This is a genomic window from Salinivirga sp. (assembly GCF_035268865.1).
Lineage (GTDB): Bacteria > Bacteroidota > Bacteroidia > Bacteroidales > Salinivirgaceae > Salinivirga.
In genome coordinates this window covers 1-11538 of the sequence record NZ_DATFKB010000165.1, presented here as the reverse complement: position 1 = coordinate 11538, position 11538 = coordinate 1, and the positions used below count along the sequence as shown (strand labels likewise).

Genomic DNA, 11538 nt, shown 5'->3' with positions numbered 1-11538 from the left:
TGGTGTACATACGGTAGAGCTTTTCAGGCGCACCGAATTTACTACAGGAACCACAAATTTTTATGGGTTTAAAATCGGACGCAATGCCGAAGTTCTACCTCAGCAAAAGCACAAACATAAATTTGCGTTTTATGGTAACTCTGTTACCGCAGGGTTCGCCAATGAGGATTACTCCGGGCAGGACAGGCCAGATAGTATTTTTACAAATAATTACATGAGTTACGCTGCCATTACAGCAAGGCACTATAATGCAGATTATCATTGCATAGCGCGGGGAGGTATTGGTTTTATGGTTAGTTGGTATCCGCAAATTATGCCTGAGCTTTATAACCGCCTAAACCCTAACAATTCACAGATCCCATGGGGTTTTTATGATGCTGATGCTAACCTGGTTGTGGTAAATCTGGGGCAAAATGACTCCTGGATAATAGAGAATCATAAAATGGAGGCTTACCAGTATCAGTTTGGGGATTCAGTAATACAAAGTAATGACATTGTAATTCATTACAAAGCATTCATTCAAAAACTACGTAGCCATTATCCGGCTTCACCAATTATATGCACCCTCGGCAGTATGGCTGCTGTGGCACCCGGTTCGCCATGGCCCGGATATATTCGTAAGGCCGTTCAGGCATTAAATGATGAAAATGTGTACGTTCACTTTTTTGAATATCTAGCTAAGAATGGGCACCCCAGAGTTGAGGATCACCAGAAAATGGCCAAATCGTTAATTCAATTCATTGAAAAACATAATCTGTTAAAAGATCGGTAATTGAATATTTGGCAAAAATGCCCGGATATGTTTCGGGTTGTGTTTATCAATTGTTTTTGGAGTGATGGGTATATTTAAAAAGCGGAAAAAAGCATTACTTTTGTAGAAATAAATTTACTGACGGAAAGGAGTAGAAGATGAAGGAAGAAACACAACGACAAAAAAAGATTAATCGTCAGCTGCAACGTGATCTTGGTGAAATGCTTCAGCAAGACGGATCGGCTATTCATCCCGGTGTAATGTTTACCGTTACACAGGTTCGGGTTACTGCCGATTTAAGTATAGCCCGCGTATATTTGAGCCTTTTTCCGGCTGATGACCCTGAAGCTATTGTGGCAAAAGTAAACGATGCTGCCGGTGAATTGCGCTATAATTTAGGCAAAAGGGTAAGGCACCAACTGAGAAAAGTGCCTGAGCTACATTTTTACCTGGACGATTCGCTCGATTATATTGAAAAAATTGAGGATAAACTCAACGAAGACTAAAAAATGCGCTTCCCACTTTTTATAGCTACCCGTTACCTTGTCTCACGTAAAAAGCAGAATGCCATTAATATTATTTCTGGTATCTCTGTAACAGGTGTATTGGTGGGAACTTTTGCGCTAATTCTTGTGCTGTCTATTTTTAATGGTTTTGATCAGGTGGTGCGCAGCCTCTTCAGCTCTTTTGATCCTGAGTTGAAAATTTTACCTGCTTCAGGCAAACGTTTCGAGGCCGATGGTGCTACACTCAAAATGATTGAAAAAACCGATGGTATAGCCGTTTATGCAAAGGTGATAGAGGAGAATGTTTTGCTCAAATATAACGAGAAAACCCACCCGGCGCGTATTAAGGCTGTCGATAATCAGTACATGAATGTTACGGGGCTCGATACCATGATTAACCGCATGGCTCCGGAGCAACCAAAAAACGGACAGTTTTGTATCGTAGGCCAGGGGTTGAGTTATTTTTTGGGGGTAAACCTGAATTTTGCACGGTCGATTCGAATATTTGCCCCAAACCGTGAGTCATCTTTGAATGTTACTGCAAGTAATGCCTTTCGACAAAATTATATCATCCCGTCTGCCATTTTCTCTATCAGACAGGAGATTGACGAAAAATACGTGATTGTACCCCTGGAATTTGCTTCCGAACTTTTTCAGACCGGCAATGAGATATCTGCTATCGAATTAAAAACCGATCCCCAAACAGATATTGATGAGGTGAAAGCTGATTTGCAGGAAAGGCTCGGCCCAGATTTCGTGGTGAAAAACCGCTATGAACAGCATGAGTTTTTCTACAAGGTTATGAAATCAGAAAAGTGGGCCATATTCCTTATTCTGTCGTTTATACTCGTTATAGCATCATTTAATATTCTGGGTTCACTTACGATGCTTATTATCGACAAAAAACACGATATGTTTATATTGCAGAGCATGGGGGCAGATAATAAGCTCATACGGAAAATTTTTATTGCAGAAGGATTCATGATCACTTTTGTGGGAGCAATTACCGGGTTGTTGCTCGGTTTTATTATTGCATGGTTACAACAAACTTATTCTCTGATTAAAATAAGCACACAGGGCACACTTATCATTGATGCTTACCCGGTAGACATTCAGGCTATAGATTTCGTTTGGGTACTGGTAGTTGTGGCACTCATCGGTTTTATTGCTTCGTACATTCCGGTAAGGCTGCTTACACGCCGTATTTTGAAATAATTATTTTTTTATTACAATTTTAAAGGTTCCCCAGGTTTTTAAGATGTTCTGTTTTCGCTTTTAACATAACACTCCGACGTTCCTGCATGAAAAAGACTTTAATTGGAATACTTTAATTAAAAGTGCTACTAATTAAGGGAAGTTTTCACGAGGGCACGAGCTACAAGCAACATCGTCTGGCTTGTATGAGGGCACGAGCTACAAGCTCGCGCCAGCGGGGGGACCCTTGAGGTTTCTCTCGATTATCTTACCGGTAATACAGAAGATTACTTAAAAGACAAAAGTATTCTTAAAAGGATCAATGAAATTGCGGCCTTGAAAGAAAACGATAAATCCTATATCCTTTTCACACTCGATGCCATGTTACGTGATGCCAAAGCCAGGCATGCTTATTAATAAAAAACCAAAGCCCTAGAAGGCTTTCTTTTTATTTTCATTAATATTAATAAAGAAAATAACGGTCGTATATAAAATATATGATTAATGCAATTATTAAAATTATTCCGATAATAGCAATAGTTGGATGCTTCTTTGCGAATTTAATGACTCTTTCAAAGAATAAAGCCATACCGACAACATTAAAGTTATAATCATTGTCATTTACATATTTCCTAGCTTTCTTTTCTCCAATTATACGCTTTAATTTTTCATATTCTGATTGTATAAATTTCTTTCTCTCTTTGTCATCCCACTTCATAACTTATTTACTATTGGTTCTTTTGCCATATTATAAAAATCCTCCCGCTGGCGCGAGCTTCCAGCTCGTGCCATTCATCACATATTCAATTTTTTGAGCTTTGATGTATAAATTAAAAAAATATCCAAACAACTAAACATATCAATACAATAACAGTAAAGATACCAATTATAAAATTTTCTTCGCTATAGGTATCTCTCCATTTTGGCTCTATATTACCTTCCCCGCTGGCGCGAGCTTGAAGCTCGTGCCGTTTTTATTTAATATACAACCGTTCATTAATTTTATCAATTTCTATTGCTTCTTCCATTTTTGCATAATTTGAAGCACTACTATATTTCCATTGTTCAGGTTTAGTAACAAATCCTGATTCCACCGGATTATTATGAATATATGCTATTTTCTGCTCAATCACTTTTCTGCTCCATAATTCAATTGGTTTATTATTTTGCTGCCAGAATTGACTTTTTTTAACATTACTGTTTTTCTTGCCTGCCCGCTGCATGAACCATAATAACCATTCTTTTCTACTTTCTCGTGGATTTTCTTTTATTTGAGCTTGTAATTGTTTTGAAGTAAATGTTTTTATTTCCTTTAATAGATTGCCGGGATCATTATTTTTATCTTTAAAAATCAAATGCACATGACTAGGTAAAATACAATATGCAAAAAGAAGCAAGCCCTTTTCTTTTCTGCAATACTCAAGACTTTCCGCCATTGTACTAAAGTAGTTTTGCCGAACAAAAACATCAAGCCAATACACGGTTGCAAAGCTGACAAAATAAATACCTTCAGGGTTGTAAAATCTGTATTTCCGACTCATACTGTAAATATAGTAAATCTATGCCTGATGTTGAGTCAATATCCTAATGCTTTAATAAAACTTATTTAAGAATACTGCATGATTTAAAAGACGCACGAGCTACAAACAACATCGACTGGTTTGTATGAGGCACGAGCTACAAGCTCGCGCCAGCTGGGGGGCCTTACGTTAATTGAACTGCTCCTTTATATTCATGATTTTGTCAAGAATTTTAGAAGGGTATTCGGTATTCGGTAAGCTATTAATTACGGATCTCATTTTCAATAGTGAATCTTTATATAATTCATCATTACAACTATACTTGTAGAATAATTCAAATGAGTTTTCATTGTATGGTATATCTTTTTTTATTCTATCATTCATATATCCATACGCATAATTAAATAGGATTAAAGAACCTTCCTCATATCTTGAGTTTCTATCATAAAATAAGAATTCAGTAATTTTAGTGAATAATTTGTTTTTATATCTGATATTAACATTGTGTTGAACATCTTTGATCTTAACTGTTTTTTTATGAGATTTAGTTTGAGGCCTATTGGGAAAATTAATCTTTAACTTAAGAGCTTTAGCTTTATCAAACTTTAAATTTGAAGTTTTTCGAAATATAAATAATAGTTGCTCACTCTCAATATAAGGTTGAGAAAACTCCAAGCTGTCAATTAATTCAAGAAAAAGTGTGTCTTGAATTAATTGTATCTTCTCCCAACTCATATAAGGTAACTTTTCAACTTCACTTTTTAGAATTGATTCTGTGTCATTGTCGGTTGAAATACATGTATTTAAAGAAAGCAGAATTGTTATTATTATAACTAATGTTTTCATAATTAAAATTAAGGTCTGAGCATAAGTTTAGTTGTATCAATTCCGAGAGAATCAAGCCGCGAGCTTGCAGATCGTGCCATTCATGTCTAGTTAGCATTTCTATTTAAAGGAAAAACCAATGTCTAATTGAAAGAAAAACAATAGTGATGACTAAAAATATCACTATAATAAATATTATTGGTTTTTCAATTGCCAACTTTCTTAGACTATAAATCATTATGGTTATAGCAATTGGCATAAAATTATAATTACCATCCCTATAATATTTCTTTGTTTTCTCTTCACCAACCAACTCTTTAAGTTGTTCATACTCTTTTTTAATAAAGTCCCTCTTTCGCATATTTTAATTTACAATAACCTCCTGTTTGTTTGCTAATTCTTTAAATTTACCCCGATAGCGCTGTATGAGGCACGAGCTACAAGCTCGCGCCAGCGGGGGGAATATAGATGTATGAATTAAAATTGGTAATTTTATTAATATTTTGTTCATTTATTTCGTTTCTTGAATATTCCTTCCCATCAATAATAAACTTGAATGATGAAGCATCACCATATTTGGTTCCCGGCCTTTCCATGAATTTGATATCATGTTGTTTTAGCGGTCCAGATTTATATGCATTTAAATATTTATTGCCAAATTCTGTTTTCGAAAATGCTTTAAAACCTTCTGTTTCTTCTACTTTTTTTGGCTCTAACCCATCCATATCAATAGCAATTATTGGCTGATTCCCTGCATACTGATAAGGCGTATAAATAGGATAGTCATGCTGCAACGGATCGACACTAACGAACCGACCTATCCAACTTGCATAATACCTGGCACCGTAATCGTACAACCCCATAATAAGTCTACTTTATTACTTTCATTTCCATTGTAACGTTTTCTACAGGGCGGTCGTACTTATCGGTGGGTTGGGCCGCAATGGAGTCAATTACGCTTAATCCTTCCACTACCTGTCCAAAAACGGTATATGCTCCATCTAAATGGGGCGTACCGCCAACGGTTGAATAAATCTCTTTTTGCCGGGGTGAAAATTTAAAGGGCTCATAATCCGGGGCTGAGGTAATGATTTGTTCTACTTCACGGTATTGGTCATTTAGCTCCTCGTATTTTTGAGCCTTTTGTAAGGAGTCCATTATTTTTTTGCGGTCTGCATGTGCTGGTTCTTGCAGGTATTGGTTAATTAATTGATTTACCCGGCGCTGATTAAACTTATTTTCCATTTGATCGAGTACCTGTAGCGGTAAAATTTTGCCCTGTACTATGTAAAATTGTGACCCGGAGCTTTTTTTCCCGGGATTTACACGATCACCCTCACGGGCTGCTGCCAGTGCACCTTTTTTGTGGATAAGCGTGGTGTCAAATTCTGCAGGTATTTGATATCCGGGACCACCATTTCCTAAGCGCTTACCATCTTCTGCGTTGCGTGAGTCGGGGTCGCCGCCCTGAATCATGAATCCTTCTATAACACGATGAAAGAGCAGGCTGTCATAAAATCCGTTTTTGACAAGTTTCAGAAAATTGTCGCGGTGTTTTGGTGTTTTATTGTAAAGCTCAATTATCATATCGCCGTAGGGCGTGCTCAATTGAACCCTTGAACGGTCGCTTTCTTCTTGTCCAAATGTTGTTGAGTTTAATATTAACCCAAACAACAAAAATAATATGGTGTGCTTCATAATTAAAATATTTTAACTCACGATGAACTTATTTCATGGGTGTGGTTTTCAAAATAGGCAACGATGCCTTGTTTCAGTAACAATTCTCTTTGATGTCCTTCTGGTATTTTTTTGTCAGGGTCAACCACATAGTAAGGCACAGGGTTGTCTGTATCTATTTTTTTGTAAAATCCTTGTGGAGCAAGCACTGTGGCTCCGCCAAGTTCAATTAAATCTGTTTTTTCATCTTTTGTAAATTCACGAAACCCTAATCCACTCTCTTGTATACCAATAAAAAAAAGGAAATGAATGAGGTCGTTTTCGATATTGAATTTTTTGGAAATATCAGCTAGTTGTTGCTCTATCTTTTTTGAATCAATCATAAATTACATACTTTATCTTTTTTTACTAAAAATTATGTTTCCTAATGGCTTATCGAGCCATTGAGCTTTAAAACCTGAAAAAAGCGGATACATCAGAAATGTAGTTAAAACGCCCAGTAAACTACCCATTACCACGTCATTTACAAAATGCAGATTCAGATAAACCCGTGAAAAGCCAACTAAAAAAGCTGCTGCAAAAAACAGTAATTGGCCCCATTGGTTTTTTCCGGCCAACATTATTGAAAGCACAAAGAAAAATGCGAATGCCGATGTGGTGTGCCCCGAAGGGAAACTATGGTAACTTTTCAGTCCCACATCGAGTACCTGTGTGAGTTCCAGATTTATTTGGTCGAACACATAACCGGGCCTGTTTACATCGTCGAATACAAACCGTTTTAGTAACTGTGCAAAAAGGCCGGATACCAGGTAAGTGGTAAGCGAGAAAAGCGCCAACCTGATTCTGTAGAAAGCAAATAATATGCTCAAAATGGCAATGAGCAACCCATCACCAAACCAGGTAAAGTATTTAAAAAAGTAATCGAATGTTAATGAATGTCGTGCGTCGAAAAATTGTTGCCAGTATATTTTGTCGGCCAGCAGAAGTAAGATTACTGATAGCACAATCCATATTACAAAGGCAGTTAAAAAGGCTTTTTGTTTTTTCAGAAGTTCTGTCAACATATTTCAGGCTTTATGGCAAAAATATGACAATCATTTGAAAACTTTGCAACAGGATGTATATTTCTATATGCAACTAGTTCCAGCTCACGCCTTATATAAGATTCGGAAAATTTTATGTAAGTTTGCGGCAATTGCGAAAAACTACTTCGATGCCATTTTATAAGACAAATACCGGAATACAGGTCATTATTGCGGTTCTGGCCGCACTGCTGTTCATCCCGTTTTTGGGGCAGGTGCATTTGTTCGATTGGGACGAAATTAACTTTGCCGAATCGGCCCGGGAAATGATTGCTTCAGGAAATTATTTAACGGTACAGGTAAATTTTGAGCCCTTCTGGGAAAAACCGCCACTTTTTATCTGGATGCAGGTACTTTCCATGAAGGTTTTTGGCATCAATGAGTTTGCCGCACGGTTTCCCAATGCCATTTGTGGCATATTAACGTTGCTGATACTTTACAATTTGGGACGTGAAATTTACAATAAGCGCTTCGGCATTTTGTGGGTACTTGTTTATGCCGGGTCGTTACTTCCTTTTTTCTATTTTAAATCCGGAATTATTGACCCCTGGTTTAACTTATTCATTTTTCTGGGTGTTTATTTTATTCTTCGCTATTTTCATAACCCGCTCACAAAATACAGCATTTTATCAGCCATTGCCATTGGGCTCTCTGTACTGACCAAAGGACCTGTTGGCTTTTTAATATTTGCACTATCCGGAATTATATACCTTATGGTTCGTAAGTTTCGCGTTACAATTCGCTGGAAAGATGTCATGATTTATGCATTTGTAGTGGCTTTTGTTGGCGGGTTCTGGTTTTTGCTGCAAATTCTCAATGGCAATTACGATATTTTGGTCGATTTTATTGAATACCAGATACACCTTTTCAGCAAAGAGGGTGCAGGTCACGGAGGCTTTTTATTATATCATTTTGTGATTTTATTTATTGGTGTTTTTCCCGCCTCAATTTTTGCACTTAAAAGTTTCAGGAGAAATTACGATGACTCGTTGCAGCAACAAATGCGGTTGATGATGGTGGTGTTATTCTGGACGGTACTGATATTATTTACCATTGTGAATACCAAGATTATTCATTACTCTTCGATGTGCTATTTTCCGCTAACCTATCTGGCTGCTTACGTAATGTACCGCATTTACAAAGGAGAAATAAAAGCAGGCCGCTGGATACCAATCGGGATAGGTGTTTTGGGGGGATTTTATGCGCTGGCCACCGCGGCTTTGCCCTGGATTGGCATGTACGCCAAAGAGATCGCTGCATCGGGTATAATAAAAGATAAGTTTGCACAAGGCAATATGCAGGCCGATGTGGTTTGGACAGGCTGGGAGTCTCTGACCGGAATTGTACTGCTGGCGGGAGTACTGTTTTTTTTATTACGCTGGCACAAAAAACAGCAAATGACAACCATTACAGTACTTTTAAGTAGTACCACTTTGTTTTTATTATTGGCGATGACCATTGTGACCCCAAAAATAGAAGGCTATTCGCAGCGTGCAGCAATTGAATTTTATAAATCGAAAGCTGAAAAGGATGTATACGTGGAACCATTAGGGTTTAAAAGTTATGCCCACTATTTTTATGGCAAGCGTTCCACAAGAGATAATGGTGAAAGCATCTCGGAAGGTTGGCTGCTTAAAGGCGATATTGATAAAAGAGCCTGGTTTGTAATTAAAACCCACCGGGCAGAAAAATACCTGAAGAAATATCCGCAATTGAAAAAATTTGGAGAAAAAAACGGGTTCGTATTCTGTTTTCGCGACCCTGAAAAATAAATGCAGATCGATGATCAACAACAAAAAAATTACAGTGGTTTTGCCGGCCTATAATGCCGAGCAAACTTTAGAGCAAACATACAATGAAATTCCTTTCGACATTGTTGATGAGGTTATTCTGGTGGATGACCGGAGTAGTGATAAAACTGTAGAAGTAGGACAGAAACTGGGCATCAGGCATATTGTAAAGCACGATATCAATAAAGGTTATGGGGGTAACCAAAAATCTTGCTACAATAAAGCGCTTGACCTTGATTCAGATATCATAGTCATGTTGCATCCCGATTATCAATATACTCCGAAGCTGATTCATTCCATGTGCTACATTATTGCCAATGGCCTTTATGATGTTGTGCTCGGTTCGCGTATTTTGGGTAAGGGTGCTTTAAAAGGCGGTATGCCATGGTACAAGTATGTAGCCAATCGTTTACTCACACTGGCACAAAATATACTAATGAATCAAAAGCTCAGTGAATATCATACCGGGTATCGAGCTTTTTCAGCCAAAGTTTTAAAAGACATCGATTACAATGTGAATTCTGACGACTTCGTGTTCGATAACCAAATGCTGGCCCAGATCTTTTTTGCAGGATACGAAATTGCAGAAGTAACCTGTCCTACGAAGTATTTCGACGAAGCATCATCGATTAACCTTGCAAGAAGCTCGAAATATGGTATTGGTGTTTTGGGTGTTTCTTTTGCCTATTTCTTTCAGAAAATTGGCCTTGCCAGATTTAAAATATTCAGAAAACCACAAAAACAGACCCGGGTTTAATAGATCAAAGGCGTTTGTATTTATGCCTTTGGATGAACTGATGCCTGCTTCAGTGTGCTTATAAGCTCAGATTTTTTAATGGGTTTAGACACAAAGTAATCGCAGCCGGCAGTTTTACATTTTCTCATTACTTCTGTGGAGGCATAAGCCGTTTGTGCAATGATGATCATTTCGGGGTATTGCTCTTTAATGCGCTTCGTTGCTTCGAAACCGTCCAAAACCGGCATTTTTATATCCATTAGGATAAGGTCTGTTTTTTGACGCTCAACCTGGTTAATTGCCTCCTGTCCGTCTCTTGCCCAAATTATGGTGGCATTGTATTTTTGAAGTAATTGATTTAAGAATTTAAAGTTGTTGGGCTCATCCTCAGCAATTAGCACTGTTTTTCCCATTAAATCAAGGTCTGTTTTACTGCTATCATCTTTTTTGTCCGGAAAATCTTGTTTTTCTGCCAGGATTTTGGGTAATGAGAATGAAAATACAGATCCTTCACCGGGTTCCGATTCTACATGAAATTTGCCTCCAAGTAATGTTACTATATCTTGCGAAATGGCTAGTCCCAGGCCCGCGCCACGATATAGCCGTGTTTTTTCATCATCTATTTTTCTAAACCGTTTAAATATTTCATTTATGTGTGAATTATCAAATCCAATACCGGTATCTTTCACATAAAAAATAAGGATGTCGTCGTTTTCTTTTAATCCATATTCGATGTGGCCACTATCGGTAAATTTTATGGCGTTGTTTAATAAATTCACAAGCACTTGTCGCAAGCGAAACGGATCTGTTTTAAGTAGTATTTTTTTATGATTGAGTGGGTTATTTATGTATAACTCCAGGTGTGCTTTCTTTTTTTGACTTTTAATTTCGTTAAAAGAGACAAAAAGATCACTGAAGAGCGCATTAATATCGCAAATCCCATCTGCAATGCTAAGTTCTCCTGATTCGATTTTCGATATATCCAGAATATCGTTTACCAGGTTCAATAATGTTGCTCCGCTTTCATTAATTACTTTTAGATATTCTTCTTCTTGTTTGGGAGTCAGGTGTTCTTCCAGCATTAGGTTGGTAAAACCCAGTATAGCATTCATTGGTGTGCGAATTTCGTGCGACATGTTTGTCAGGAAGCTGGTTTTGAGTTGGTCAGCCCTTTCGGCATCTTCTTTTGCCTTTTGCAGTTTTAGCTCCACTGCATTTCTTGCCTCATCGCGTTTCTCAATTTGCCTGAGCATATTATTAAATGCATTGTAAACAGTAGCAATTTCATCCTTACCTTCCCTGTGGAGCCTGATGGAGTAGTCTGCTTCTTGCGAAATTCTTTTTGAGGCCATTGCCAGACTTGCAAGCGGCCGTGTAATTACGAATTGCATTCGATAGGCAGCAAAAGATCCCAATAAAAGTAAAAATAGGATCCACCCTGCATTAGAAAGCATGAA

13 protein-coding genes are annotated in these 11538 nt (G+C 37.6%); 5 read left to right on the top strand and 8 right to left on the bottom strand.

Annotated elements, in window-relative coordinates; all coding sequences use genetic code 11:
- From VJ937_RS09765 to VJ937_RS09755, 3 genes are all read left to right on the top strand, one after another.
- The coding region (locus VJ937_RS09765) for an SGNH/GDSL hydrolase family protein (RefSeq protein ID WP_324066714.1) at positions 1-772 on the top strand (772 nt) is incomplete at its 5' end.
- 137 nt (positions 773-909) lie between these two features.
- Positions 910-1257, top strand: a complete 348-nt coding sequence (gene rbfA / locus VJ937_RS09760; RefSeq protein ID WP_324066713.1) for a 30S ribosome-binding factor RbfA — start codon at positions 910-912, stop codon at positions 1255-1257.
- Between the two features lie 3 nt (positions 1258-1260).
- On the top strand, positions 1261-2472 hold the full coding sequence (locus tag VJ937_RS09755) for an FtsX-like permease family protein (RefSeq protein WP_324066712.1): 1212 nt from the start codon (positions 1261-1263) through the stop codon (positions 2470-2472).
- 442 nt (positions 2473-2914) lie between these two features.
- Here VJ937_RS09755 and VJ937_RS09750 read toward each other — a convergent pair whose 3' ends face one another.
- The 7 genes from VJ937_RS09750 to VJ937_RS09720 form a co-directional block, all read right to left on the bottom strand.
- Positions 2915-3169 (bottom strand): hypothetical protein, encoded by a 255-nt coding sequence (locus tag VJ937_RS09750; protein WP_324066711.1) that lies wholly within the window; start codon positions 3167-3169, stop codon positions 2915-2917.
- A gap of 256 nt (positions 3170-3425) precedes the next feature.
- A complete protein-coding gene (locus VJ937_RS09745) occupies positions 3426-3992 on the bottom strand; it encodes an REP-associated tyrosine transposase (protein WP_324066710.1) in 567 nt (188 codons plus the stop codon).
- Between the two features lie 168 nt (positions 3993-4160).
- Positions 4161-4817, bottom strand: coding sequence for a hypothetical protein (locus tag VJ937_RS09740; RefSeq protein WP_324066708.1), 657 nt, complete (start codon positions 4815-4817; stop codon positions 4161-4163).
- A gap of 416 nt (positions 4818-5233) precedes the next feature.
- Positions 5234-5659: an RHS repeat-associated core domain-containing protein gene (locus VJ937_RS09735; protein WP_324066707.1), complete on the bottom strand. Its 426-nt coding sequence runs from the start codon at positions 5657-5659 to the stop codon at positions 5234-5236.
- 7 nt (positions 5660-5666) lie between these two features.
- On the bottom strand, positions 5667-6494 hold the full coding sequence (locus VJ937_RS09730) for a peptidylprolyl isomerase (RefSeq protein WP_324066706.1): 828 nt from the start codon (positions 6492-6494) through the stop codon (positions 5667-5669).
- A 17-nt stretch (positions 6495-6511) separates the two neighbouring features.
- A complete protein-coding gene (locus VJ937_RS09725; protein ID WP_057953246.1) occupies positions 6512-6856 on the bottom strand; it encodes a hypothetical protein in 345 nt (114 codons plus the stop codon).
- A gap of 12 nt (positions 6857-6868) precedes the next feature.
- Positions 6869-7537, bottom strand: a complete 669-nt coding sequence (locus VJ937_RS09720) for a phosphatase PAP2 family protein (RefSeq protein ID WP_324066705.1) — start codon at positions 7535-7537, stop codon at positions 6869-6871.
- A gap of 149 nt (positions 7538-7686) precedes the next feature.
- Between VJ937_RS09720 and VJ937_RS09715 the strand changes: the two genes are divergently transcribed.
- Positions 7687-9327 (top strand): glycosyltransferase family 39 protein, encoded by a 1641-nt coding sequence (locus VJ937_RS09715; protein WP_324066704.1) that lies wholly within the window; start codon positions 7687-7689, stop codon positions 9325-9327.
- 10 nt (positions 9328-9337) lie between these two features.
- Complete coding sequence (locus VJ937_RS09710) at positions 9338-10102, top strand: glycosyltransferase family 2 protein (RefSeq protein ID WP_324066703.1); 765 nt, start codon at positions 9338-9340, stop codon at positions 10100-10102.
- Between the two features lie 20 nt (positions 10103-10122).
- Here VJ937_RS09710 and VJ937_RS09705 read toward each other — a convergent pair.
- A partial coding sequence (locus tag VJ937_RS09705; protein WP_324066702.1) for a response regulator occupies positions 10123-11538 on the bottom strand: 1416 nt, incomplete at its 5' end.